Raw genomic sequence first — 25371 nt, forward strand, 5'->3', positions numbered from 1 at the left:
ACGCCGCGGGGCGTTATGCTGCGGGCGGGGGGAGTTCCGGGTACCGGAACCGGATAGAGACGGAAGGCATGGCAGACGAACCGCGCCAAAGCAGTGCCGAAAACATGCCCGCACAGGCCAATGCGTCGGTCAACGACGTGGTGACGCCGCTGCATGGCCTGTTGCCTGCCGGCAGCACGGTGGTCCTTGCCTGGGATGATGCCGTGCTGGGGACCGGCTGCCGTACCAGCCCGGCCGAGGACACGCGGTTGCGCGAGGCCGCCGGCGTGCTGCTTGGCGGCGGCAAGCTGCCGGCCGGCCTGCACCAGCCGCTGTGGGAGTGCTGGACCCACGCCGAGAGCGGCGCCCGCATCGTGGTGCTGGCCGAGGTGTCGGCCACGTTCTCGGAAACGCAGCGCCGGGCATGGCTGAGCACCGCGCGGGCGCTGGTCGCCGCGGTGCTGGTATCGATGCGGCAGGGGCGGCAGATCGAGCAGCTGGAGCGTTCCAAGCGCCTGCAGCAGGCCCTGTTCGAGATCGCCGACCTGGCCGGCAGCGACCTTGAAATGTCGGAAATGCTCGGCAATTTCCATCGCATCCTGTCCACGTTGATGTACGCGGAAAACTGCTACATCGTCGAATGCGACGAAACCCAGAGCAGCCTGCGCTTCCTGTACTTCTTCGATACCCAGGACAGCTTCGCGCCGGACCCGGAGCAACGCATCCACTACGAGGACATGCAGGACAGCCTGACCTTCGCGGTGATGCGCAGCGGCCGGGTGATGCATGGCCCGTCGCGGGTCCTGCTCCGCGAACTGGACCCGCGGCACTCGGTGCCCAGCGGCCCGGACAGCACCGACTGGCTGGGCGTGCCGATGTGGCGCGACAACGTCGTGTGCGGCGCCATCGTGGTGCAGAGCTACGAGCCCGGCGTGCAGTACGACGACGAGGACCGCGCGGTCCTCAACTTCGTCACCACCCACATCCTGACCGCGATGGACCGGCGCCAGGCGCACGTGCAGCTGGAACAGCACGTGCAGCGGCGCACGCTGGAGCTGGAGCACGCCAACGCCAGCCTGCGCGGCGAAATCGTCGAGCGGCAGCGCGCCGAGGCATTGCAGGCGGCGCTGTTCAACATCTCCGAACTGGCCATGAGCTGCGGCAGCCAAGCCGAGTTCCATGCCGAGCTGCACCGGGTGATCGGCGGCCTGCTCGATGCCGGCAATTTCTACATCGCATTGATCAACGAGGCCGGCGACGGGCTGGAGTTCGTCTATTCGGTGGACGAATTCAACCGCGAGCGCCCCCCGCGCAAGTTCGGCGGCGGCCTGACCGAATACACCATCCGCACTGGCCAGCCGCTATTGGCCACGCGCAGGCAGATCGACCAGTTGCTCGCCCGTGGCGAACTGCACGAGTTCGGCGCCAAGTCGCAGTCCTGGCTCGGCGTGCCGCTGTTCAGCGATGGCGAGGTGGTGGGCGTGATCGCGGTGCAGAGCTACAACCCGCAGGTCGTGTACACCCCGGACGACCAGCGCCTGCTGGCCTTCGTCGCGCACAACATCGGCAACAGCCTGGCGCGGCAGCGCGACCAGAACCGGCTGCTGCAGGCGCATGCCGAGCTGGAGCGGCGCGTGGCCGAGCGCACGCACGAGCTGGGCGAGGTCAACCAGAAGCTGCTGGCGCAGATCGGCGAGCGCATGCGCATCGAGCAGCGCTTGAGCCACCAGGCCATGCACGATTCGCTGACCGGGCTGCCCAACCGCCTGCACCTGCTGGAGCGGCTGGAGGAGGCCATCGAGCACGCGCGGCTGGGCATCGGCCCGGTATTCGCGTTGCTGTTCCTCGACCTGGACCGCTTCAAGTGGGTCAACGACAGCATCGGCCACGCCGCCGGCGACCGGATGCTGGTGGAAGTGGCGCGGCGGCTGGTCGGCCTGCTGCGTGGCAACGACGTGGTGGCGCGGCTGGGCGGCGACGAGTTCGCCATGCTGGTGCGCTGCGAGGGCGGCGCGGACGAGGCGATGGACGTGGGGCGGCGCCTGCTGCATGCGCTGGAATGCTCGATGTGGGTGGAAGGGCGCGAGTTGTTCCCGTCCGGCAGCATCGGCATTTCGCTGTGGAACCCGCATTACGAATCCGGCGCCGAGCTGCTGCGCGACGCCGACGCGGCGATGTACCGCGCCAAGGGCATGGGCCAGGACCGCTGCGTGGTGTTCGACGAGGTGATGCGCGAGCAGTCGCTGCAGAGCCTGGAGCTGGAAGCGGACCTGCGCCGCGCCATCGGCAACCGCGATTTCCTGCCGTTCTACCAACCCATCGTCTCGCTGCGGGACGGCAAGGTGGTCGGGCACGAGGCGCTGCTGCGCTGGCAGCACGAAGGACGCGGGCTGCTGCTGCCGGGCGACTTCATGCAGCTGGGCGAGGAGAGCGGCCTGATCGAGCAGGTGGACTGGCTGATCTACGAGCAGGTGGCGCACGATCTTGCGGCGACCACGTCGGGCTACATCTCGGTCAATGTCTCGCCGCGCCACTTCCACGTGCCGAAGTTCGCCAGGCGCCTGTTCGGGCTGCTGGACGCGGCCGGCGCGGACCCGTCGCGGCTGCGGGTGGAGCTGACCGAAACGGCGCTGCTGGAGGATGCGCCGCGCACGCTGCGCATCCTGCGCCAGTTGCGCGAGCGCGGCATGGTAGTGCAGCTGGATGACTTCGGCACCGGCTATTCGGCGCTGTCCTACCTGCACCGGTTCCCGATCAGCACGCTGAAGATCGACCGCAGCTTCATCTCTGGCTTGCACACCGAGGGCGGCAAGAACACGCAGGCACTGGTGGAAGGCGTGGTGTCGCTGGCGCGCACGCTGGGCATCGAGACCATCGGCGAAGGCATCGAGAACGAGCGCCAGCGGCAGGTGCTGCTGGAAATGGGCTGCAACTTCGGCCAGGGCTATCTGCTGGGCTACCCGATGCCGCGCGAAGCGACGTTGCACAAGATGGTGTAGTGCCGGCCGCTGGCCGGCAACCGCGCATGACCTGGTTTCCTGGCGGATGCCGGCCGGCGGCCGGCACTACGTGCCCCCGTCGGGTGGTGCCCGACCGTTGGTCGGGCATGGGCGCGCAGCGCCGAGGGGCATTGCAGGCTGGCTGCCAGTGCCGACCAACGGTCGGCACCCACTGGGATAGGGAGTCAGCGCAACGCATTGCGCTTTTCTCGTCGAACCGTGCCGCGCCGCGCTATGCAAGCAACAAGGCGCCGGCCATGTTCGCCGCGTCGCCACGCGCCGGTGACTTATCGCAATGCGTTGCGTTTCTTCTCGTCGAACCACTTGTCCGCCTGCGCCGGCGAATACGCCCGCATCCACTCCAGCATCCGCGTGGGGTCTTCGCCGTGCCACAGGTCGTCGCGCTGCTCCGGGTGCAGGAAGCGCTCGGCCACCATGTGGTCGATCATGCCGATCAGCTGCGTGTAGAAGCCATCGATGTCGAGGAAGGCGCAGGGTTTCTTGCCGATGCCGAGCTGACGCCAGGTCAGCATCTCGAAGATTTCCTCGGCGGTGCCGAAGCCGCCGGGCAGGGCGACGAAGGCGTCGGACAGGTCGAACATGCGCGACTTGCGCTCGTGCATCGAGCCGACGACTTCCAGCGTGGTCACGCCCTTGTGCGCCACCTCCAGGTCCACCAGGTGCTGCGGGATCACGCCGGTGACCTCGCCGCCGGCGGCGAGCACGCCATCGGCCACCGCGCCCATCAGGCCAGTGCGGCCGCCGCCATAGACCAGCCGCAGGCCTTCGGCGGCGATGCGCCTGCCCAGTTCGGTGGCGCGTTCGACGTAGACGGGCTTGGCGCCAGGATTGGAGCCGCAATAGACGCAGATGGATTTCATGGAGGCGGGGAACAGGGAAGGGGAAAGGGGGAATGAAAGGAACGGAGGAAGCAAAACGCCGGCATCGCTGCCGGCGTTCGTGGAGGGCAGGGCGCGGGATGTTTCATTCCCCGTGCCCTGTTCCCGCATTCCCCGCTCAGTTCGCCTTGTGGATGGCGCGCTTGCTCACCGCCATCGCCGCATCATGCACGGCTTCGGACAGGCTCGGGTGGGCGTGGCAGATGCGGGCCAGGTCGTCGGCGCTGCCGCTGAACTCCATCGTCAGCACGCCCTCGTGCACCAGCTCGCTGACGTTCGGGCCGATCAGGTGCAGGCCGAGCACGCGGTCGGTTTCGGCATCGGCGATCACCTTGACGAAGCCGGTCGGCTCGGCCATCGCCACCGCGCGGCCCACGGCGGCGAACGGGAAGCTGCCGGCCTTGTAGGCCACGCCATCGGCCTTGAGCTGCTGTTCGGTCTTGCCGACCCAGGCGATTTCCGGGCTGGTGTAGATGACGTAGGGAATGGTGTCGAAATTGACGTGGCCGGGCAGGCCTGCGATCAGTTCGGCCACCGCGATGCCTTCCTCGAAGCCCTTGTGCGCCAGCATCGGGCCGCGCACGCAGTCGCCCACCGCCCACACGCCGTCGACGCCGGTGTGGCAATGGTCATCGACCACGATCTGGCCGCGCTCGTTGACCTGCACGCCGGTGCCGTCGGCCAGCAGGCCACGGGTGGCGGCGCGGCGGCCCACGGCCACCAGCAGCTTGTCCACGGTCAGGGTCTTTTCGCCTTCACCGTCGGTGTAGGTGATGACTACTTCCTTCTTCTTGCCCTTGCCGGTGACCTCGGTCTTGCCGACCTTGGCGCCGAGCTTGATGTCCAGGCCCTGCTTCTTGAATTCGCGCGCGGCGAGCTTGGACACCTCGGCATCGGCTGCGGCGAGGAAGTCCGGCAGCGCTTCGAGGATGGTGACCTCGGCGCCGAGGCGCTTCCACACGCTGCCCAGCTCCAGGCCGATCACGCCGGCGCCGATCACCGCCAGGCGCTTGGGTACTTCGGTGAAGTCCAGTGCGCCGACGTTGTCGACGATGGTGTCGCCGTCGAACTTGGCGAACGGCAGTTCGATCGAGTCCGAACCGGCGGCGATGATGACGTTGGTGCCCTTCAGCTCGACCTCGCTGTCGTCATGCTGCTTGACCTTGACCACGTTGCCCGGCTGCAACTGGGCGAAGCCGTAGTAGGCGGTGACCTTGTTGGCCTTGAACAGCTGCGCGATGCCGCCGGTGAACTGCTTCACGATGGCGTCCTTGCGGCCGACCATCTTGCCCACGTCGATGCCGGCGTCCTTGAAGCTGATGCCGTGCTGCGCGAACTGGTGCTGCATGTTGTGGTACTGGTGCGAGGAATCCAGCAGCGCCTTGGACGGGATGCAGCCCACGCGCAGGCAGGTGCCGCCGAGGGCCGGCTTGCCGTCCTTGCCCAGCGCCGCGTCGATGCAGGCAGTCTTCAGGCCCAACTGGGCGGCGCGGATGGCGGCGTGGTAGCCGGCCGGGCCGGCACCGATGACGACGACGTCGAATTGTTCAGCCATTTGAGGTTCCTTGGTACCAAACCCTTCTCCCTGCGGGAGAAGGTGGCGCGAAGCGCCGGATGAGGGTGTGCCGCAGTCGCAAACCGTCGCGAGTGAAGCAGGTGAACAGCCGATGGTTTGCCAGCGCGGCTCGCGGCGGCTCGTTCATCATGGTGGCGCCTGATGTGGCAGCTTGGCGCCCCCAACCCCTCTCCCGGTGGGAGAGGGGCTTTCGGGCATTACAGGCCGAACAGCATGCGGCTCGGGTTTTCCAGCTGGTTCTTGATGTCCACCAGGAACTGCACCGCGTCCTTGCCGTCGATGATGCGGTGGTCATAGGACAGCGCCAGGTACATCATCGGCGCGATCACGACTTGGCCGTTCTCGGCGATCGGGCGCTCCTTGATGGTATGCATGCCGAGGATGGCGCTCTGCGGCGGGTTGACGATCGGGGTGGACAGCAGCGAACCGAAGGTGCCGCCGTTGGTCACGGTGAAGGTGCCGCCCTGCAGGTCATCGAGGCCGAGCTTGCCGTCGCGCGCCTTCTTGGCGTACTCGGCGATGCCCTTCTCGATGTCGGCGAAGGACATGCGCTCGACGTTGCGCAGCACCGGCGTCACCAGTCCCTTCTCGGTGGATACGGCGATGGAGATGTCCGAATAGCCGTGGTAGATGATGTCGTCGCCGTCGACCGAGGCGTTGACCACCGGGAAGCGCTGCAGCGCGTTGGCGGCGGCCTTCACGAAGAAGCTCATGAAGCCCAGCTTGATGCCGTGGGTCTTCAGGAAGTCCTCGCCCAGTTGCTTGCGCGCGGCGGAAACCTTGGCCAGGTTGACCTCGTTGAACGAGGTGAGCATGGCGATGGAATCCTTGGACTGCATCAGGCGCTCGGCGATGCGCTTGCGGATGCGGGTCATCGGCACGCGCTCTTCCGGACGCGCGCCGCCGGCCTTGCCGGCGCCGCCGTTGCGGGCGAAGTTGACGATGTCTTCCTTGGTCACCGCACCGCGGCGGCCGGTACCTTCGACGTCGGCCGGGTTCACGCCTTCGGTGATGGCGCTGAAGCGGGCGCCCGGCGGCAGCGCGTCGGCCGGCGATTTGGCGGCGGCCGGTGCCGGGGCGGCTGCGGCCGCCGGAGCCGCGGGGGCGGCGGCCTTCGGCGCTTCGGCGGCAGCCGGGGCCGGCGCGGCTGCGACGGCGCCTTCCTCGATGATCGCCACGACCTGGCTGCTGGTGACGGTGTCGCCTTCCTTGAACTTGATTTCCTTCAGCACGCCGTCGACCGGGGAAGGCACTTCCAGCACGACCTTGTCGGTTTCCAGATCGAGCAGGTTCTCGTCGCGCTTGACGGCTTCACCCACCTTCTTGTGCCAGGTGGCGATGGTGCCGTCGGCGACGGATTCGGGCAGTACCGGGGCTTTGACTTCGGTGGCCATGCGTGGGCTTCCTGGTTCGTATCTATTCGTGAAAGGGGGAGGTTATTCAGCGACCTGGTCGTTGAACGGGTTGACCAATGCGTCGGCGATCAGCTGCTGCTGCTCGCGGACGTGGTCGGCCATGTGGCCGACGGCGGGCGAGGGCGAGCGCGAACGGCCGGCGTAGTGCAGGGCCTGGCCATCGGCCAGGCAGGCCTGCAGGTGGTGGCGGATCTGGTACCACGCACCCTGGTTCATCGGCTCTTCCTGGCACCACACCACGTCGGTGGCCTTGCCGTACTTCTTCAGCTCGGCGGCCAGCTGCGGGCGCGGGAACGGGTACAGCTGCTCCACGCGCAGGATGGCGACGTCGTCCTGGCCGCGCTTGGTCTGGTCTTCCAGCAGGTCGTAGTAGACCTTGCCCGAGCACAGCACCACGCGCCTGGTCTTCTTGACCTCGGCCGAGGCGTCGCCGATCAGGTGCTGGAACTCGCCGTTGGCCATCTCGTCCAGCGACGACACCGCCAGCTTGTGGCGCAGCAGCGACTTGGGCGACATCACCACCAGCGGCTTGCGGGTGGTCATGCACAGCTGGCGGCGCAGCATGTGGAAGGCCTGCGCCGGGGTGGACGGCACGCAGACCAGCATGTTCTCCAGCGCGCACAGCTGCAGGAAGCGTTCCAGGCGCGCCGAGCTGTGCTCCGGGCCCTGGCCTTCGTAGCCGTGCGGCAGCAGCAGGGTCAGGCCGGAGATGCGGCCCCACTTGGCCTCGCCGGAGGCGATGAACTGGTCGATCACCACCTGTGCGCCATTGGCGAAGTCGCCGAACTGGCCTTCCCAGATGCACAGGGTGTTGGGGTCGGTGGTGGAGAAGCCGTACTCGTAGGCCATCACCGCTTCCTCGCTGAGCAGCGAGTCGATGATGGTGGCCTGCTCCGGCGATTCCACCAGCTGCCGCAGCGGCAGGTAGTAGTTGTCGGTCTTCTGGTCGTGCAGGATCGCGTGGCGGTGGGTGAAGGTGCCGCGGCCGACGTCCTGGCCGACCAGGCGCAGGTTGTGGCCCTGGTCGAGCACGGTGGCGTAGGCCAGGTTCTCGGCGAAGCCCCAGTCGCCCGGGATCTCGCCGGCGGCCATCTTGCGGCGGTCGTCGTAGACCTTGGCCACGCGCGAGTGCAGCTCGACGCCTTCGGGGATGGTGTTGATCATCGTGGCCAGCTGCTTGAGCTTGCCCATCTCGACGCGGGTGTCGACCGGATCGGACAGCTTGCCTTCCAGCAGCTTCGGCCAGTCCACGTACAGCTTGCTGGTCGGGGGGGTCTTCTCGACCTTGGCCAGCTCGGTGGTGACCTCGCCCGAATCGAGCTTGTCGCGGTAGGCATCGACCAGCGCGCGGCCGCCGTCGGCCGGGATCACGCCCTCGGCCTCGAGCTTGGCCGCGTACAGCTCGCGGGTGGTCTTGTGCTTGCGGATCACCTGGTACATCAGCGGCTGGGTGATCGCCGGCTCGTCGGCCTCGTTGTGGCCCCAGCGGCGGTAGCAGACCAGGTCGATGACGACGTCCTTGTGGAACTGCTGGCGGAAGTCGTAGGCCAGCCTGGCGGCGAACACCACCGCTTCCGGGTCGTCGCCGTTCACGTGCAGCACCGGCGCGCCGACCATCTTGGCCAGGTCGGTGCAGTACAGGGTGGAGCGCGAGTCGTCGCGGTTGGAGGTGGTGAAGCCCACCTGGTTGTTGATGACGATGTGCACGGTGCCGCCGACGGCGAAGCCGCGTGCCTGCGACATCTGGAACAGTTCCATCACCACGCCCTGGCCGGCGAAGGCGGCGTCGCCGTGGATCAGGATCGGCATCACCTGCTTGCGCGCGGTGTCGCCGCGGCGTTCCTGGCGCGAACGCACCGAGCCGGCGACCACCGGGTCGACGATCTCCAGGTGCGAGGGGTTGAACGCCAGCGCCAGGTGCACCGGGCCGCCGTTGGTGGCGACGTCGGCGGAGAAGCCCATGTGGTACTTCACGTCGCCGGCCACGGCGCGGTCGTCGTGCTCGAAGCGGCCTTCGAATTCGTCGAACAGCTTGCGCGGGCTCTTGCCCAGGGTGTTGACCAGCACGTTCAGGCGGCCGCGGTGGGCCATGCCGATCACCACGTCCTTGACGCCGTCGGCGCCGGCGCCGCGGATCACGGTGTCCATCATCGGGATCAGCGAATCGCCGCCTTCCAGCGAGAAGCGCTTCTGGCCGACGTACTTGGTGTGCAGATAGCGCTCCAGCCCTTCGGCGGCGGTCAGGCGCTCCAGCGTGCGGCGCTTGGTGTCGGCGTCGAGGTTGTAGTTGCCGCCGGCGTTCTCGAGCCGCTGGTACAGCCACTGGCGCTGGCCAACTTCGGCGATGTACATGAACTCGGCGCCGATCGAGCCGGTATAGGTGGCCTTCAGGCGCGCCAGCAGGTCGCGCAGCTTCATCCGCGGCTGGCCGCCGACGCCGCCGGTGCTGAACTCGTCGTTGAGGTCGGCATCGGACAGGTGGTGGAACGGCAGGCTCAGGTCGGGCGGGTTGACCGGCGGGGTCAGGCCCAGCGGGTCGAGCTGGGCGCCGAGGTGGCCGCGCGAGCGGTAGGCGGTGATCAGGCGGCCGACGTTGCGTTCGCGTTCATCGCCACCGCCAACGGCGGCAGCGCCGGAAACCGCGTTCCGGGCGGCCTCGGCGATGTGGGCGATGACGGCCGAATGCGGGACATCCCCGGCCTCGCGGCCCTTGAAGCCGTCGAACCAGGTCTTCCACCTGGGGTCCACGCTGTCCGGGGAAACGAGGTACTGCTCGTACAGATCCTCGATATAGGCGGCGTTGCCGCCGGCGAGTTGCGATGACTGCGCAAACTGCTTCAGGAGATTGTCCACGATGGGGAGTCGGATTCGCTTGATTATTGCTCAGGGAACCGGCGGTACCTTGCGGGGCGGGTGCCGCACGGGCGTGATGAATCCGCCGAATTATACGCTCGCATGGACAGGAAGGGGCAGTGACGCCTGTCCATTGTCTTAATGCTCGGCCACTGCATGTCCTGCCGGAATTACGCTCAGATGCCGAGCGCGCGCAGGCCCGGACAGTCGTGCGCACGCTCCCACATGCGCTGGAACCGTGTTTCGTGCGCGAGTGCCCGGGCCGGGGAGTCCAGCGACAACTCGCCGTCGGGGCGTTCGCCCATTGGACGAAAGTAGCAGTCGCCGGTGTCGTTGAGGATGGCCGCCGAGGTCGCTGCGGCATCGGCCGGATCGACCGGCCCGCGCAGCACGAACACGCTGGGCAGGCGCTGCATCAGCGCCAGCAGCGCGGCCGGCAAGGCCTGCAGGTCGCCGTCATGCAGCAACAGCAGGGCCTGCTTGTCGTGGCGGGCGCTGGCGAAGCGGCGCAGGGCCTGCAGTACCGGCGGCTGGCCGAGCAGGGGGGCATCGCTGCCGCGGCAATGCAGCAGCAGCCGGCGCCGGGCACGGTGGGCCACGGCGGTGGCCGCGGCCGTGCCCTGGGCCGGGTCCTGCACGCGCATGGGCCCGTCCAGCCGCCGGCGCATGGTCTGGTGGACGATGCCGGCCTCCTCGAATTCCGCGCCTTCGGGCAGGAAGCCGTTGCGGACGTAGAAATTGCGGGCGCCGAGCTGGGCGTGCAGCGCCACCTCGTTCCAGCCGCGGCGGCCGGCTTCGGCGACCAGTGCCTGCAGCAGAGCGGCGCCGACGTCGCGGTTGCGCCAGCCGGCGGCCACCGCCATGCGGCCGATGCGCCGCTGCGGCGTCAGCCGGCCGGTACCGACGACCTGGCCGTCCGCGTCCAGGGCAACGACGTGGTGGCTGAGCGGGTCGAGCGCGTCGGCTTCCAGTTCTGCCGGGACCCGCTGCTCGTCGACGAACACGGCCCGGCGCAGCGCATGCAGCTGTTCGTGCCGGTGCGCGTAGTCGGCAGCCTCGATGCGGATGGCGGCGGGGGCGTCCATCGCGACGGCTTACCCGCGGTCGTCCCCGTCGTCGCAGATCACCACGACCTCGACGCCTTCCTCGCTGACCTGCACGGTGTCGATGGCGGCGCTGGCCGGTTCGCCTGCGCCGGCCTCGGTGTATTCCATGACCTCGATTTCGAATTCCGGGGCGTCGGCATCCTCGTCGAACGCTTCCTCCATGACGTCCAGCGCATCCTGCTCGGCCAGCATCGCCGCCAGCGTTTCGGCATCCAGCAACTGGTAGTGGCCGCCGGCCAGCAGTTCCAGCACAGCGGCGCGGCCCTTGGCCGAGAGCCTGGCGAAGGCGGTGTCATCGAGTCGTTCGGCGGCGGCCAGCGTCTGCGCGTCCTTGACCGGCAGCGCGAAGTTGCGGCCGGAGCAATACAGCGATGCGCCACGGCTGGCGCGGCGCCAGGCCAGCCGCGCCCACGGGTGGCGTTCGAGCAGGCCGCCTTCGGCCAGCACGGTTTCCACTTCTTCCGGCGCGGGAGGCGCCTGCGAGGGCAGGATGTCGCCGGCGGCGCGGTAGGTGGTGATGAAGCGGCCGAACCAGTCGCCGAGGCGGTCCGGGTCGTTCATGCGCAGGGCATTGAGCGCGGCGACCACACGCGCCATTGCCGCCGCGTCTATCTCGTTGGGGTCGGCCGGCAGCTTCAGGTCCGGGTCCTGGTAGCGGATCGCCTCGTCGGCGTCGGCCACCAGGTCGTCCAGCCAGTCGCTGATCAGCTCGGCCGAGGACGGTGCGCGCATGCCGAAGGAGAAGGTCAGGCACGGGTCCACCGCGATGCCGTCGTGCGGCACGTTTGGCGGCAGGTATAGCATGTCGCCCGGCTCCAGCACCCAGTCGTGGGTGGGCTTGAAGCTCTTGAGCAGCTTCAGCTCCACGTCGTCGCGGAAGCCCAGCGGCGGGCGCTTGCCCTTGGTGGATTCGCTGGCGTCGATCTTCCAGCGGCGCCGGCCATGGGCCTGCAGCAGGAACACGTCGTACTGGTCCACGTGCGCGCCGACGCCGCCGCCGGTGGCGGCGAAGCTGATCATCACGTCGTCCATGCGCCAGCGCGGCAGGAAGCCGAAGTGGTCCACCAGCGCGCGCACGTCGGCATCCCACTTGTCCACGTCCTGCACCAGCAGGGTCCAGTCGTGGTCGGGCATGCCGGGGAAGTCTTCCTCGTTGAACGGGCCGGTGCGCAGCGTCCACGCGTCGGTCGCCGGGTCATGGCTGACGATGCGCGCCAGCGCGCCTTCCTCGCAGGCGAGCCCGGCGAGGTCTTCGGGCTGCACCGGGGTCTGGAAACCGGCGAAGGCGCCGCGGATCAGCAGCGGGCGCTTCTGCCAATAGTCGCGCAGGAAGCGCTCGGCGGGCATGCCCAGCATCAGGCCGGGGCGGGCCTGGACTTCGATGGGGAAGGTTTTTGGCTTGGCGGTGGCCATGGGGAAATCCTTGGATTGCGGGGTAGGAGCGCACCTTGGTGCGCGATGGGGCTTTGCCGGGAAAGCCAAGTCGCGCACCAAGGTGCGCTCCTACGGGAAAGTTCAGATGGCCTTGGCCAGTTCGGCGGCCAAACCGGTATAGCTGCCCGGCGTCATCGCCAGCAGGCGCTGCCTGGCGTCTTCCGGCAGTTCTAGCGATTCGATGAAGGCATGCATCGACCTGGCGGTGATGCCCTGGCCGCGGGTCAGCGCCTTGAGCTGCTCGTAGGGGTTGGGCAAGCCGTGGCGGCGCATCACCGTCTGCACCGCTTCGGCCAGCACTTCCCACGCCGCGTCGAGGTCGGCGTCCAGCCGCTGCGGGTTCACCTCCAGCTTGCCCAGGCCCTTGGCCAGCGAGTCCAGCGCCACTTGGGTGTGGCCGAAGGCGGTGCCGAGCGCGCGCAGCACGGTGGAGTCGGTCAGGTCGCGCTGCCAGCGGCTGATCGGCAGCTTGGCGCTGAAGTGCTCGAACAGGGCGTTGGCGATGCCGAAGTTGCCCTCGGCGTTCTCGAAGTCGATCGGGTTGACCTTGTGCGGCATGGTCGAGGAGCCGACTTCGCCTTCCTTGAGCCTCTGCTTGAAGTAGCCCAGCGAGACATAGCCCCAGATGTCGCGGGCCAGGTCGATCAGGATGGTGTTGGCGCGGCGGGTGGCGTCGCCGATCTCGGCGACGTTGTCGTGCGGCTCGATCTGGGTGGTGTAGGGGTTGAACACCAGCCCCAGCGATTCGACGAACTTCCGTGCGAAGACCGGCCAGTCCACGTCGGGGTAGGACACGACGTGGGCGTTGTAGTTGCCGACGGCGCCATTGATCTTGCCGGTCAGCTCGACCGCGGCGATCTGCCGGACCTGCCGTTCCAGGCGGGCAACGACGTTGGCGATCTCCTTGCCCAGGGTGGTCGGCGAGGCGGTCTGACCGTGGGTGCGCGAGAGCATCGGCTGCGTCGCCTGCTCGTGCGCCAGCTTGCGCAGCGTGGCGGCGATGCCTGCGTAGGCCGGCAGCAGCACCTTCTCGCGCGCTTCGGCCAGCATCAGGCCATAGGACAGGTTGTTGATGTCCTCGCTGGTGCAGGCGAAATGCACGAACTCCAGCGCCGGGGCCAGTTCGGTGTCGTCGCGCAGGCGTTCCTTGATGAAGTACTCCACGGCCTTGACGTCGTGGTTGGTGGTGCGCTCGATTTCCTTGACCCGGGCCGCGTCGGCTGGGCTGAAGCCTTCGGCCAGCGCGCGCAGCGTGGTCTTGCCGGCGGCGGAGAAGTCGGCCAGCTCGGCGATGCCCGGCTCGGCGGCCAGCGCCAGCAGCCATTCGATTTCCACCTTCACCCGGGCCCGGATCAGGCCGTACTCGGAGAAGATCGGGCGCAGCGCGTCCACCTTGGAGGCGTAGCGGCCATCGAGCGGGGACAGGGCGAGCAGGGCAGAGTCGGTCATGGGGGCCGGAGGGTGATGACGATGGGGGCCATATTCTACGGCAGGGTCGGGCGGCTGCTCGCCGGGCCCCGAAGCCCCCTGGAGCGGGGAGGCTGGCCTCCATCGCCTCGCGCGGCACCGCGGCGTATCCTTCGCGCAGCCGCCAGCCCGGGCCTTCGCGCCGCCAGCCGCTGACTTCCTTACCCACATCAGGAGATTGCGAATGAGCGAAAAATACCGGCTCGAACACGACAGCATGGGCGAACTGCAGGTGCCGGCCGAGGCGCTGTGGGGGGCGCAGACCCAGCGCGCGGTGCAGAATTTCCCGGTGTCGGGGCAGCGCATGCCGCGTGCCTTCATCCGTGCGCTGGGCCTGATCAAGGGCGCGGCCGCCGAGGTCAATGCCGGCCTGGGGCTGCTGCCCAAGGGCGTGGGCAGGGCGATCGCGGCGGCGGCGGCGGAAGTGGCGGCCGGCGCGCACGACGCGCATTTCCCGCTGGACGTCTACCAGACCGGCTCGGGCACCTCGTCGAACATGAACGCCAACGAGGTCATCGCCACGCTCGCCAACCTGGGCGGCAAGGCCGGCAAGACCCGCGTGCACCCCAACGACCACGTCAACCTCGGGCAGAGTTCCAACGACGTGATCCCCACCGCCATCCGCGTCTCGGCGCAGCTGGAAACGGTGGAAACGCTGCTGCCGGCGCTCAAGCACCTGCGCCGGACCATCGACAGGCGCGGGCGTTCGCTGGGCAAGGTGGTCAAGACCGGGCGCACCCACCTGATGGATGCGATGCCGCTGACCTTCGCGCAGGAGTTCGGCGCGTGGTCGGCGCAACTGGCATCGGCGCAGGGGCGCATCGAGGATGCGCTCAAGCGCCTGCGCCGGCTGCCGCTGGGCGGCACCGCGATCGGCACCGGCATCAACGCCGACCCGCGCTTCGGCGGCAAGGTGGCGCGCGCGCTTTCGGCGGGCACCGGGGTCAGGTTCGACAGCGCCGACAACAAGTTCGAGGGGCTGGCCGCGCAGGATGATGCGGTGGAGCTGTCCGGCCAGCTCAACGCGCTGGCGGTGGCGCTGATCAAGATCGCCAACGACCTGCGCTGGATGAACTCCGGGCCGCTGGCCGGCTTGGGCGAGGTGGAATTGCCGGCCTTGCAGCCGGGCAGTTCGATCATGCCCGGCAAGGTCAACCCGGTGATCCCGGAGGCGACGGTGATGGCCGCCGCGCAGGTCATCGGCCACCACACCGCGATCACCGTGGCCGGGCAGACCGGCAACTTCCAGTTGAACGTGACCCTGCCGCTGATCGCGGCCAACCTGCTCGATTCGATCCGGCTGCTGTCCAGCGTGATGACCCTGCTGGCCGACAAGGTGTTCGCCGGGCTGGTGGTCAAGCAGGAGCGGGTACGCGAGGCGCTGGCGCGCAATCCCATCCTGGTGACCGCGCTGAACCCGATCATCGGCTACGAGAAGGCTGCGGCCATCGCCAAGCGCGCCTACAAGGAGCAGCGCCCGGTGCTGGACGTGGCACGCGAGGACAGTGGGTTGCCGGAGGCGGAGCTGAAGCGGCTGCTGGACCCGGCGGCGCTTACCCGCGGCGGTATCCACGGGTGAGTACCGCAGGCGCGGGGCTTGCCCCGCGCAGGTGCATTCCCGGTATGGCTTGATGCGGGGCGAGCCCCGCATCCACGGCTTTCAGCGCACCGCGCGCAGGTTGGCCAGTGCCTCGCCGTATTCCTTGAATTCGGGAATGCCGGTGGCCAGGTCGGCCGGGAAGGGCGGCTGCCCGGGCGCGGGCTGGATCGGCACGCTGCGTTCGCCGGTGCCGTCGGTCGTGGCGGCGTCGGTCAGGGTGTTCTGGCGCAGGATCTGCAGCTTGACGAAGCTGTCCTGCAGCACTTCCTGCTGCGCCGGCTTCAGCGGGATCTCGATGTCGTCCACCCGCAGGTGGCCGCCGGGCAGGATGGTCAGGTTGGGATAGGGCGCACGCCGTATCGCCACCATGTCCGCGCTGACCTCGGTCTTGGGCTTGCTGCGCTCGGCGCGGTGGGCCGCGTACTTTTCGCGGTCGCCGCAGCCGCCGAGCAGGGTGGCGCAGGCGAACAGGACGGGCAGCAGCTTCTTCATGGCGGCGGTACGGGGACGAACGGCAGGGGCGGCATTCTACCGCCGCTGCCGGGTGCCGCGGCCTAGCGCAGCGTCACGCTGCCCTTGCGGCATTCCTCGATGTCGTCCTGGTCCATGGTGGCGTAGGGCTTGAACTCGGGGACGGCCGTGGCCAGCTGCTGCTGGGTGGCGAGCATGGCCGGCATCTGCTCGCAGATCTTCAGGGCGCTTTCTTCCAGCCGCTTCGCCTCGGCGTTGACCCGTTCCTCGATCTTGTCGGTATCGCCGGAGAAGATGCCCTTGATCGCCTCGCCTGCCGCGCGCATGCCGAGGTTGGCGCCCTGCACGCCGACGTCGATGCCGGCTTCGGCCACCTTCACGATCTGCGTGCGGTATTCCAGCAGCAGTTTGCGCTGGGCGTCGTCGATGGCGACCGCCTTGCCGTCGATCAACAGGTCGCCGGCCGGGGTGATTTCCGCCTTGACGCCGTTGTTGCGGGAAACGCTGATGTTCTCCGTGGCCAGCTTCCTGCGGGCCTCGTCGGTGGCCTCGCGCACCTTCTTGCCGAGCGTGGTGTCGGCGGTTTCGGTCGCGGTGGAGGAGGATGGCTGCCCGCCGCAGGCGGCCAGCGGCAGGCACAGCAGCAGGGCGAGCAGGCAGGTGTCGAGCTTCTTCATGGCGGCGTCCTTTGCGGGAAAGTGGAAGGGGTCAGTGCTTCTTCGGCAGGTCGACGCTGCCGCGGACGTCGCGGTGGTCGATCGAGCCGCTGCCGCGGCGGCGCACGCTCAGGCTGGCGGCGCCGCGCACGTCGAGGTCGCCCGACCCCAGCGTGCCCAGCGTCACCGCGCCCTGCACGCCGTCGAGTTCGACATCGCCCGAACCGATGCTGTCGATGCTCACCGCACCCTGCACGTCGCGCAGTTGCAGGTCGCCGGAGCCGATGCTGCCGACCCTGGCCTCGCCGCGCACGCCGCGGGCCTGGACGTCGCCGGAACCGACCGACAGCAGGTGCAGCGTGCCGACGTTGTCCAGCTCGACGTCGCCCGAGCCGACCGCGACGCTCGCCAGGCCGCCGATGTCGCGCACCTTGACGTCGCCGGAACCGACGTCGGCGCTCATCGCCCGCGCGCCGCCCAGCGTGGCGTCGCCGGAGCCGACCTTGAGCTGTACCAGCAGGGTGTCCGGCAAGGTGCCGGCGATGTCCAGCCAGGCATAGGTGCTGCCGAGGTTGAAGTTCAGCCCCGGCTGCTTGCGTTCCAGCGTGACGGTCAGTTTGTCGCCGCTCTTGTGCTGGCCCAGCGACAGCTGGCCCAGCAGGTCCTGGCTGGAGGCACAGGCGCGGCCGGACAATGCCCCCTTGGCGCCGGGGCCGGCCTGCAGGCGCAGGTCGTGGCTGTTGACTTCGAACACCACCGCCTTAACTCCGGCCAGGTCCAGCTCCAGTGCCTGCGGCTGGCTGAACTTGCAGTGTTCTTCGGCGAAGGCGCTGGCCGGCAGCAGGGCCAGGGCGAACAGCAGGGGCGTGATCTTCATCGGGATTCCTCGCGGGCGTAATTGGTCGGATTTTGCGGTCAGATTTCGTCGCGGCGCTGGCGCAGCCAGATGGCGGCGGCGATGAACAACGCGCCGACGACCACGCCGATCCACAATTGCGGGCTGGCCAGGGTCGCCAACTGGTCGGTCGGGGTGAAGCCATCCAGCACCGAACGCAGCGACTGACCCTGCGTGGACTTGGCCTGGTAAGCCACTTCGACGCCAGGGAAGGTGCCCAGCAGCAGGCGGCCGACCACGTGCGCCCAGAACCAGCCGGCATCCAGCGCGAACAGCTTCATCAGCCCGAACCAGCTGACGACGACCCCGGCGAACACCGGCAGCATCACCGCCCACAGGAACGGCTTGCTCCTGGCCCATGCCGAGCACAGCAGCAGCCAGCCGACGGTAGGCAGCGCCCACAGCGCGTAGACCGGCACCCAGCACAGCATCCCGGCGATGAGGGTGAACGGGCTGGACGGCGCCCAGACCAGCGTCACCGGGTTGCCGCCGTGGGCCAGCACCACGATGCTGATGATCGCGATGAAGCCGAACATGGTGAGGATGGCCGCCAGCGTCGCCAGCACCGGCGCGACGACCACCGCGCTGGCCAGTTTGGACAGCACCGTCTGCGTGTCGGACAGCGGCAGCGACTTCCAGAACAGCACGCTGCGGTCGCGGCGGTCGTCGTACAGCGCGCCCAGGCAATAGAAGAACACCACGAAGCCGAGCACCATGAACGGCCATGCCGAACTGAGCAGCAGGGTGAAGTTCATGCCTTCGCCGAGCTTGACCATGTCTTCCGGCGACATCTGCCGGGTGAGCATGCCCAGGTCCAGGCCGTTGACGTTGACGCCATCGATATGCAGGCCGCCATTGGCTGCGGCGCGGTGGGCGGCGAACAGCCCGGCGATGATCGCCATCACCGTCAGCAGCAGCGAGATGCCGCCGGCCACCAGCGGTGCGCGCAGGAAGCCGCCGCGGTTTTCCCAGTATTCGCGCTTGAGCAGCCACTTGAACTTGCCCAGAGGGGTGATGTGGTGGACGGCGTTCATGCGTAGGTTCCCTTCATGATGGCCACGAACAGGTCGGCGAGGCCGGGGTTGCGGGTTTCGCCCAGGGCGTCCAGCTGCGCGCGGGTCACGCCGGAGGGCGTGCCATCGGGCAAGGCGCCGTCGTACAGCAGCACGGTCTTGCCGAACGGCAGCGCGCGCTCGTCGATGGGGCGCAGTTCGCGCGCGGCCTGCAGCGTGTCGGCCGAGGCCAGCAGCTCGGTGTAGCGGCCGGACACGCTTTCCATGTCGGCCGACAGCACGATCCTGCCGTCGCGGATGAACAGCACGTCGGTGAGGATGTGCTCGATCTCCTCGACCTGGTGGGTGGTGATGAGGATGGTCTTCTGCTCGTCGAAGTAGTCCTCCAGCAGGCGCTGGTAGAACTCCTTGCGGTACAGGATGTCCAGGCCCAGGGTCGGCTCGTCCAGCACCAGCACGCGGGCGTCGATGGCCATCACCAGCGCCAGGTGCAACTGCACCACCATGCCCTTGGACAGCTCGCCCACGCGTTGCTTCGGCAGCAGCTTGGTGTTGGCGAGGAAGCGCTCGCAGCGGGCGCGGTCGAAGCGCGGGTGCACCCCGGCGACGAAGTCGATGGCTTCCTTCACCCGCATCCAGCGCGGCAGCACCGCCACGTCGGCGATGAAGCAGACGTCGTTCATCAGCGCATTGCGCTGGCTGCGCGGGTCCATGCCCAGCACCTGCAGCTCGCCCTCGAACGCGGTCAGGCCGAGCATGGCCTTCAGCGCGGTGGTCTTGCCCGCGCCGTTGGGGCCGATCAGGCCGACGATGCGCCCCGGCGCGATGGTGAAACTGGTGTCGTCCAGCGCCGGCTTGCGCTTGTAGGCCTTGCGCAGGCCGCGGGCGGATACGACGGTTTCGGCGGTGGCATTCATTGTTTGGTCCCCGATGGCAGCAAATCGTCCAGGCTCAGCCCCAGGCGCTGGATGCGCTCCAGCACGCCGGGCCACTCTTCGTTGAGAAAGCGCTCGCGCTCGCTGCCGCGCAGCTTGCGCGCGGCCTCCTCGGTCATGAACATGCCGAGGCCGCGGCGCTTCTCGACCAGGTTCTCGTCGGCCAGTTCCTGGTAGGCGCGCGAGACGGTGATCGGGTTGAGCTGGTATTCGGCGGCCACCTGGCGCACCGAGGGCAGGGCGTCGCCCGGCTTGATGATGCCGTCCAGCATCATCGCGATGACCCGGTCCTTCAGCTGGCGGTAGATCGGAGCGCCATCGCTCCAGTGGATGTCGCTCATGGTCAGCTCCGTGGGTTCAGCGGACGTGCGAACGAGAAATAGGGCAGGGACAGGCTGGTGCGCACCCGCCGCGCGTGGCGCCGGGCCTTCTCCGGCAGGTCGGCCTCGGCCTCGGCCGCTTCGCCGGCAAGGCCGGCATCGGGCGTCGGCGCGGCGCTGCGGCCGGCCGGCATGGACAGGGTGCAGCCGAGCAGCAGCAGCGTACCGGCGGCGGCAAGCGCTGGCAGGGCAGGGCGACAGTGCTTCAGGTCCATTGCGATCCCCCGTACAGGGTGTCTGGTGTTGTATGCAACTATAACACCGATACGCCGGCATGCAACTCCCCTGTAACCCAACTGATGGCCTAGTCTTTGCCGACGCCGATGGGCAACCGGGAGAACACAGATGGCACTTCGAAATTTCCTGCTGGGCATGGCGATCGCCGGCCTTTTCATGGCGCCGGCCCATGCCGGGGACCAATCCCTGCTGGACCGCGACTACCGCCCGCTGGCCGGCAAGGAGCCGGTCAACCTGAACCATGACTATGGCGGCAAGGTACTGCTGGTGGTCAACACCGCCTCCAAGTGCGGCTATACGCCGCAATACGAAGGGTTGGAGGCGCTGCACCAGGAACTGGGCGGCCGCGGCTTCGCCGTGCTCGGCTTTCCTTCCAACGACTTCAAGGGCCAGGAGCCGGGCACCGAGGTGGAGATCCAGGAGTTCTGCACGCTGACCTACGGGGTGAAGTTCCCGATGTTCGAGAAGGTGCACGTGGTCGGCGACGATGCCACCCCGCTGTACCGCGACCTCACCCGCCTGACCGGCGTCGCGCCGGGCTGGAACTTCCACAAGTACCTGATCGCGCGCGACGGCCGGGTGGTGGCGCAGTTCCCGAGCAAGGTGCGCCCGGACGATGCCGGGCTGCGCGCGGCGATCGAGCGCGAGCTTGCCGCGCCGGCCCCGCACCACCATTGAGCAGAGCCGCGCGCACCTCGACATCACCGGCACGCGTGCGACAATGGCGCCCCTCGCGCCGATGGCGGCGTTTGTTCACTTCCAGAGAATGCAGCGAATGAAGATGGGAAAGCGTGGCGCCACGGCGTCGCTTCTGATTCTGGCAATGGCCGCCACCGGTGTCGCCATCGCGCAACAACCCGCCGCCCCGGCGGCCACCAAGGAGAAGTCCGTTTTGACCTCGGAACGTGAAAAAGTCGGTTACGCCATCGGCGTGGATGTCGCCAGTTCGTTCGAGCCGGTTGCCGCCGACGTGGATGTCGCCGCGCTGCGCCGCGCCGTGGAAAACGCCTTCGCCGGCGGCCAGCCGCTGCTGTCGCAGGAAGAGGCGCAGCAGACCGACCAGGCGCTGCGCACGACGATGATGGTGCGCGCGGGGCAGCCGGTGCCGGGCATGGCGCCGGGCAGCCAGCCGCCGCCGGTGGACCGCGAGAAGGTCGGCCTGATGCTGGGCAGCTACGCCGTCGGCCCGTCGCTGGCGCCGATCAAGGACGAGATCGACCTGGACGCGACCTTCCAGGCCATCGCCACCCTCTTCGCCAAGGGCACCCCGCTGATGGACCGCCAGCAGGCGCAGGCCACGCTGCAGGCCTACAGCACCGCCAAGCAGGCCGCCGCCGCCGGCAAGAACCGCGAGGAAGGCGTCGCCTTCCTGGCCAAGAACAAGACCCAGCCGGGCGTGGTGACCACCGCCTCGGGCCTGCAGTACCAGGTGCTGCGCGCCGGCAACGGCGAGCGCCCGGTGGCCAGCAGCCGGGTGCGGGTGAACTACGAGGGCAAGCTGCTCGACGGCACCGTGTTCGACAGCAGCTACGAGCGTGGCCAACCGGTCGATTTCGGCCTGGGCCAGGTCATCAAGGGCTGGACCGAGGGCGTGGCGCTGATGCCGGCCGGTTCCAAGTACCGCTTCTGGATCCCGTCCGAGCTGGCCTACGGCAGCGAAGGCACCCCGGGTGGCCCGATCGGCCCGGACGCGACCCTGACCTTCGACGTCGAGCTGCTGAGCGTCCTGCCGTAACCCACCGGAGCCACCGTTTCCAATGCGCGTCGCTATTTTCGGCACCGGTTATGTAGGTCTCGTCACCGGGACCTGCCTGGCCGAAGTGGGGCATGACGTGGTCTGCGTCGACATCGACCCGGCCAAGGTCGATGGCCTGAACCGCGGCATCGTCCCGATCTACGAGCCGGGGCTGGAACCGATGGTGAAGGCCAACCACGCCGCCGCGCGGCTGGCCTTCACTACCGACGCGGCCGCTGCCATCGCGCATGGGCAGGTGGTGTTCATCGCCGTCGGCACGCCGCCGGACGAGGACGGCAGCGCCGACCTGCAATACGTGCTGGCGGTGGCCCGCACCATCGGCCGCCACCTACAGCGGCCGACCGTGGTGGTCAACAAGTCGACGGTGCCGGTGGGCACCGCCGACCGGGTGCGTGCGGCGATTGCCGGCGAACTGGCCGCGCGCGGCGCGGAAATCGACTTCGACGTGGTTTCCAACCCCGAGTTCCTGAAGGAAGGCGATGCGGTGGCCGACTGCATGCGCCCGGATCGCATCATCGTCGGCGCCACCGACCCCGGGTCGGTGGCGGTGATGCGCCGCCTGTACGCGCCGTTCAACCGCAACCACGACCGCGTGGTGGAGATGGACGTGCGCTCGGCCGAGCTGACCAAATACGCCGCCAACGCGATGCTGGCGACCAAGATCAGCTTCATGAACGAGATCGCCAACATCGCCGAGCGCGTCGGTGCCGACGTCGAGCAGGTGCGCCGGGGCATCGGTTCGGACCCGCGCATCGGCTGGCACTTCATCTATCCCGGCGCCGGCTACGGCGGCTCCTGTTTCCCCAAGGACGTGCAGGCGCTGGCGCGCACTGCCATGCAGCATGGCCACGTGCCGCGGCTGCTGGATGCGGTGGAGGCGGTCAATGACGCGCAGAAAGGACACCTGTTCGAGCTGATCCAGCGCCACTACGACCGCGGCGAGGACGAAGGCGTGCGTGGCAAGACCTTCGCGGTGTGGGGGCTGGCGTTCAAGCCCAATACCGACGACATGCGCGAAGCCTCTAGCCGCCGCCTGCTGGCGCAGTTGTGGGAAGCCGGCGCGCACGTGCGCGTCTACGACCCCGAGGCGATGCAGGAGGCGCGCCGCATCTTCGGCGAGCGCGGGGACCTGATGTTCTGCGAAACCGCCCACGATGCGCTGGAAGGCGCCGATGCATTGGTCGTGGTCACCGAGTGGAAGCAGTTCCGCAGCCCGGATTTCGCGCGCATCGCCGCGGCACTGGGCGACGACGTGGTGTTCGACGGCCGCAACCTGTACCGGCCCGACGAGATCGAAGCGGCCGGGCTGGCCTATTACGGCATTGGCCGGGGGCGTTCACTGCATGTCTGAGTTGTTTCCAAACGAACGCGAGCAGGCGCTGGAAGCGCGCCTGGTCGAACTGGAAATGCGTGTTTCCTTCCAGGAGCATGCACTGGCCGAGCTGAGCGAAGCGCTGGCCGACGCGCGCCTGCAGGGCAGCCGCAACGCCGACGTGCTGCGCGTGTTGCTGGAAGACCTGGGCAAGGTGCGCAACGCACTGTATTCCGCCGATCCGGCGAGCGAGCCGCCGCCCCCGCATTATTGACGCCGCCTTGATTGGTGGCCGGGGCCGGGCTGGCGGGCGCAGGAGCGGCCCGTCCGCAAAGGCTGCCGCCACCAATCGTCACCTATCCCATCAGCCGACACTGCACCATGAGCGACACACTCCGCGACCAACTGCTCGGGTTGGGCTTCAAGTCCGCCCCCAAGCCTGAACGCAAGCCCGAAGCGCGCCGCGACAACCGCCCGCAGGGCAAGCATGGCCAGCAGCCCGGCAACAAGCAGGGCGGCAAGCCGGGGCAGGGGGGAAAGCCCGTGCGTGGCGGGCAACCGGCCCCGCGCAAGCCGCGCTCGCAGGAAGACATCGACCTGGCCAAGGCCTATGCGATCCGCGCGCAGCGGGAAAAGGACGAGCGCATCGAGGCCGAGCGGCAGAAGCAGGAAGAAGCACGCCTGCGCCGCGAGGCGCGTGCGAAGCTGGACGAACTGGTCAAGGACAAGGGGTTGAACGACCCCGCCGCCGACATCGCCCGCCACTTCCCGTATGGCGGCAAGATCAAGCGCATCTACGTCACCGCCGAGCAGCTCAGGGCGCTCAACGCCGGGCAGCTGGGCGTGCTGCAGCAGAACGGGCGCTACGTCCTGGTGACCGCCGAGCTGCTGGCCGAGGCGGAGCAGGTCTTCGCCCCGGCCGTGGCGTTGAAGGTGGACCCCGACGCCCCGGCCGGGGACGATCCCTACGCCGATCCGAAGTACCAGGTCCCCGACGATCTGGTCTGGTGAATCCGCTGGAAGCAAGCCCTCCATCGTAGGTGCCGGGCTTGCCCGGCACGGGGTCTTCTCGGTAAAGCCTCATGCGGGGCAAGCCACGCATCTACGATTGCTTTCTTTCGGGCACGAAGCAGAAGGCGATCAACGCGCCGGCCAGGGCAAAGCAACCGCCGGCGATGAAGGCCACCTTGCCGTCGCCGAAGTGCCACAGCTGGCCGGCGATCAGCGCGCCGAGCACGCCGCCCAGCCCGGACGAGAAACCGTAGAACAACCCTTGCCCGTGGCCGTTGAGGTTGCCGGGGAAATAGCGCGCCAGCAGTTGCATCGCCGAGGCGAAGAACGCGGCGAAGCCGAGGCAATGGGTGGCCTGCGCGGCCAGCATCACCGGCAGGTTCTCCGGCCACAGCGCGGTGGCCCACCAGCGCAGCGCGGCGCTGGCCATCGATACGATCAGCAGCCAGCTGGCGTCCCAGCGGCGGAAGAAGCCGGCGATCAGGAAGAACACCGCGACTTCGAACACCACGCCCACCGTCCACATCAGGCCGAGCATCGCCGCGCCGTAGCCGTGGTGCTCCATGTAGATGGAAAAGAACGTGTAGTACGGCCCGAACGAGAGCTGTTCGAGGAAGGCGGCGACGAAGAACGCCAGTACCGGTGGCCGCCGCACGATCGCCCAGAAGCCCTGCACGTGCGCGGCATGGGTGCCGATGTGGCGGGCGTAGCGGTTGCAGAAGGCCGTGCCGGTCATCAGCACGAACAGCGGCAGCATCCACCACGGCAGCCCGGCGGCGCCGTGGCGCTCGATCAGCCAGCCGAACAGCATCACCACCGCGATGAAGCCCAGCGAGCCCCACACCCGGATCATGCCGTAGCGGTGGCTGTCGCTGCCCAGGTGGGTGAGGGTGATCGACTCGAACTGCGGCATCACCGCGTTGTAGAAGAAGCAGAAACCCACCATCACCGCGTACAGCATCCACTGCGGTTGCGGCGGCAGGAAGCCGGCGAAGCTGACGACGGTCAGCACGCAGCCGATGCGCAGCCAGCGGATCGGCCGCGGCGACAACGCCGCCAGCGAGGTCCAGGTGCTGGGCGCGATGACGCGGGTGGCATACCACAGGCTCATCATCACGCTGATCGCGGTCACGCCCATGCCGCGCGATTGCAGGTACAGGCTCCAGTACGGAGTGAATGCGCCCAGCGCGGCGTAGTAGAAGAAATAGAAGCTGGACAAGCGGGCGACGGGGACCGGCGACCGTGGGCTGGCAACGGAAGTCATGGGCGTGCGCGTGGGGCGCGGGAGGACAGGGCGCGGTGTCTTGCCGCGGCGCCTATTGTGCCCTGTATGGCCGGGTCCAAACGGATCGGGTGGATGGATGCAACGGCGGCGGG

The 25371-nt window shown here is 68.3% G+C and carries 22 protein-coding genes; 7 read left to right on the forward strand and 15 right to left on the reverse strand.

The features are described from left to right. Positions 1–104 precede the first annotated feature (104 nt). Positions 105–2978 (forward strand): EAL domain-containing protein, encoded by a 2874-nt coding sequence (locus MIC98_RS09440; RefSeq protein ID WP_239736974.1) that lies wholly within the window; start codon positions 105–107, stop codon positions 2976–2978. Between the two features lie 287 nt (positions 2979–3265). On the opposite strand, the gene MIC98_RS09445 is transcribed toward MIC98_RS09440, so the two are convergent. The 7 genes from MIC98_RS09445 to purB all read right to left on the reverse strand — a co-directional run bounded on the left by MIC98_RS09445 (position 3266) and on the right by purB (position 13710). Beyond that, on the reverse strand, positions 3266–3859 hold the full coding sequence (locus tag MIC98_RS09445; RefSeq protein WP_239736975.1) for a TIGR00730 family Rossman fold protein: 594 nt from the start codon (positions 3857–3859) through the stop codon (positions 3266–3268). 136 nt (positions 3860–3995) lie between these two features. Further along, complete coding sequence (gene lpdA, locus MIC98_RS09450; protein WP_057639695.1) at positions 3996–5432, reverse strand: dihydrolipoyl dehydrogenase; 1437 nt, start codon at positions 5430–5432, stop codon at positions 3996–3998. A 218-nt stretch (positions 5433–5650) separates the two neighbouring features. After that, positions 5651–6847 (reverse strand): dihydrolipoyllysine-residue succinyltransferase, encoded by a 1197-nt coding sequence (gene sucB / locus MIC98_RS09455; protein WP_057639694.1) that lies wholly within the window; start codon positions 6845–6847, stop codon positions 5651–5653. 42 nt (positions 6848–6889) lie between these two features. Further along, positions 6890–9721, reverse strand: a complete 2832-nt coding sequence (locus MIC98_RS09460) for a 2-oxoglutarate dehydrogenase E1 component (protein ID WP_239736976.1) — start codon at positions 9719–9721, stop codon at positions 6890–6892. A 176-nt stretch (positions 9722–9897) separates the two neighbouring features. After that, entirely contained in the window at positions 9898–10806 is a 909-nt protein-coding gene (locus MIC98_RS09465) for a GNAT family N-acetyltransferase (protein WP_239736977.1), read from the reverse strand. A gap of 9 nt (positions 10807–10815) precedes the next feature. After that, positions 10816–12240, reverse strand: a complete 1425-nt coding sequence (locus tag MIC98_RS09470) for a cupin domain-containing protein (protein WP_239736978.1) — start codon at positions 12238–12240, stop codon at positions 10816–10818. A gap of 102 nt (positions 12241–12342) precedes the next feature. Then, complete coding sequence (gene purB, locus MIC98_RS09475; protein ID WP_239736979.1) at positions 12343–13710, reverse strand: adenylosuccinate lyase; 1368 nt, start codon at positions 13708–13710, stop codon at positions 12343–12345. Positions 13711–13912: 202 nt separating this feature from the next. Here purB and MIC98_RS09480 point away from each other — a divergent pair, with 202 nt between their 5' ends. Continuing rightward, a complete protein-coding gene (locus MIC98_RS09480) occupies positions 13913–15307 on the forward strand; it encodes a class II fumarate hydratase (RefSeq protein WP_239736980.1) in 1395 nt (464 codons plus the stop codon). Positions 15308–15388: 81 nt separating this feature from the next. On the opposite strand, the gene MIC98_RS09485 is transcribed toward MIC98_RS09480, so the two are convergent. The 7 genes from MIC98_RS09485 to MIC98_RS09515 form a co-directional block, all read right to left on the reverse strand. Continuing rightward, positions 15389–15820, reverse strand: coding sequence for a hypothetical protein (locus MIC98_RS09485; protein ID WP_239736981.1), 432 nt, complete (start codon positions 15818–15820; stop codon positions 15389–15391). A gap of 62 nt (positions 15821–15882) precedes the next feature. Continuing rightward, entirely contained in the window at positions 15883–16476 is a 594-nt protein-coding gene (locus tag MIC98_RS09490; RefSeq protein WP_239736982.1) for a DUF2884 family protein, read from the reverse strand. A gap of 31 nt (positions 16477–16507) precedes the next feature. Further along, positions 16508–17332: a DUF4097 family beta strand repeat-containing protein gene (locus tag MIC98_RS09495; protein ID WP_239736983.1), complete on the reverse strand. Its 825-nt coding sequence runs from the start codon at positions 17330–17332 to the stop codon at positions 16508–16510. Between the two features lie 38 nt (positions 17333–17370). Continuing rightward, entirely contained in the window at positions 17371–18384 is a 1014-nt protein-coding gene (locus tag MIC98_RS09500; RefSeq protein WP_239736984.1) for a hypothetical protein, read from the reverse strand. Further along, positions 18381–19280 carry an ABC transporter ATP-binding protein gene (locus MIC98_RS09505; RefSeq protein WP_239736985.1) on the reverse strand — a complete coding sequence of 300 codons (900 nt, stop codon included), beginning with the start codon at positions 19278–19280 and terminating at the stop codon, positions 18381–18383. The genes MIC98_RS09500 and MIC98_RS09505 overlap by 4 nt, the downstream gene beginning before the upstream one ends. Next, positions 19277–19639, reverse strand: coding sequence for a GntR family transcriptional regulator (locus tag MIC98_RS09510; RefSeq protein ID WP_057639683.1), 363 nt, complete (start codon positions 19637–19639; stop codon positions 19277–19279). Before MIC98_RS09510 ends, MIC98_RS09505 begins: the two co-directional genes overlap by 4 nt. Positions 19640–19641: 2 nt before the next feature. Next, entirely contained in the window at positions 19642–19893 is a 252-nt protein-coding gene (locus MIC98_RS09515; RefSeq protein ID WP_057639682.1) for a hypothetical protein, read from the reverse strand. 130 nt (positions 19894–20023) lie between these two features. On the opposite strand from MIC98_RS09515, the gene MIC98_RS09520 reads away from it, so the two are divergent. From MIC98_RS09520 to MIC98_RS09540, 5 genes are all read left to right on the forward strand, one after another. Then, complete coding sequence (locus tag MIC98_RS09520) at positions 20024–20593, forward strand: glutathione peroxidase (RefSeq protein WP_239736986.1); 570 nt, start codon at positions 20024–20026, stop codon at positions 20591–20593. 97 nt (positions 20594–20690) lie between these two features. Next, on the forward strand, positions 20691–21650 hold the full coding sequence (locus tag MIC98_RS09525) for an FKBP-type peptidyl-prolyl cis-trans isomerase (protein WP_057639680.1): 960 nt from the start codon (positions 20691–20693) through the stop codon (positions 21648–21650). A 22-nt stretch (positions 21651–21672) separates the two neighbouring features. Further along, a complete protein-coding gene (locus MIC98_RS09530) occupies positions 21673–23022 on the forward strand; it encodes a UDP-glucose/GDP-mannose dehydrogenase family protein (protein ID WP_239736987.1) in 1350 nt (449 codons plus the stop codon). Next, complete coding sequence (locus MIC98_RS09535; protein ID WP_057639678.1) at positions 23015–23257, forward strand: SlyX family protein; 243 nt, start codon at positions 23015–23017, stop codon at positions 23255–23257. The genes MIC98_RS09530 and MIC98_RS09535 overlap by 8 nt, the downstream gene beginning before the upstream one ends. 107 nt (positions 23258–23364) lie before the next feature. Continuing rightward, positions 23365–23994, forward strand: coding sequence for a DUF2058 family protein (locus MIC98_RS09540; RefSeq protein ID WP_239736988.1), 630 nt, complete (start codon positions 23365–23367; stop codon positions 23992–23994). Between the two features lie 91 nt (positions 23995–24085). On the opposite strand, the gene MIC98_RS09545 is transcribed toward MIC98_RS09540, so the two are convergent. After that, complete coding sequence (locus MIC98_RS09545; protein WP_239736989.1) at positions 24086–25258, reverse strand: MFS transporter; 1173 nt, start codon at positions 25256–25258, stop codon at positions 24086–24088. Positions 25259–25371 lie beyond the last annotated feature (113 nt).

Origin of the sequence: Stenotrophomonas sp. NLF4-10, assembly GCF_022359915.1 — a bacterium.
Lineage (GTDB): Bacteria > Pseudomonadota > Gammaproteobacteria > Xanthomonadales > Xanthomonadaceae > Stenotrophomonas > Stenotrophomonas daejeonensis.